The sequence below is a fragment of the Myxococcus llanfairpwllgwyngyllgogerychwyrndrobwllllantysiliogogogochensis genome (assembly GCF_006636215.1).
Taxonomy (GTDB): Bacteria; Myxococcota; Myxococcia; order Myxococcales; family Myxococcaceae; genus Myxococcus; species Myxococcus llanfairpwllgwyngyllgogerychwyrndrobwllllantysiliogogogochensis.
Genome location: NZ_VIFM01000598.1, coordinates 1 through 650, shown reverse-complemented (window position 1 = coordinate 650; position 650 = coordinate 1). Strand labels below are relative to the sequence as shown.

Below are 650 nucleotides of genomic sequence, written 5' to 3'. Positions count from 1 at the left end.
GAGACAGGGCTTCGGGCTTCTGGGCTTCGTGTGATGCCGCGCACCCGAGGAACGCGGCGGCTGTTACCGCTCCGAACACTCTTCTCATCGACCCCTCCCAGGGACCTGGCCATGCGTCGAAGGACGCCGACCCTTACGGCGAGCTGTGACCATCGATTGCGAGGACGTGCTGGCGACTTCTAGGCCACCATGAAGGGGGCCGCGCAGTAGGAGCAGACGACCTTGTCTCCTGGAAGAACATTGTCCGCGCCCACCGGGGCATCACACGAGGGACACCTGCTGCCGACACTCTGCGCCCGCTCCAGCGCGTCCCGGTGGACGTACTCGCGCGACTCCGCCAGGTAGACGAGGTCCACCTCGTGACGGGCGATGAGCGCGGTGAGCAGCGCATCCGCCTCGTCCTCGGACACCTTGAGGTGAAGGGCCGCGTCGCTCGCGCGGAGCCGGATTTGTGCTCGGATGAAGCCACGCAGTTGCTCCCGGCGCCGAGCCGTCCGGGACGGCGCCATGCCTTTCTTCCACAGGAAGACCCCCACACCCACGAACACGACCGCCAGCGCCAGAACCAACCACCCGTCCGAGGCTTTCTTCCCTTCATCCGGCGAAACGATTCCCACCACGCCCACCGCCAGCCCCATCACCCCGAACAC

1 protein-coding gene is annotated in these 650 nt (G+C 66.6%); it reads right to left on the bottom strand.

Translation table 11 applies throughout. The annotated features are described in order from the left end of the window. Positions 1–179: 179 nt before the first annotated feature. Positions 180–650, bottom strand: a 471-nt coding sequence (locus tag FJV41_RS49545; RefSeq protein WP_141649548.1) for a hypothetical protein, incomplete at its 5' end; no start/stop codon positions are given.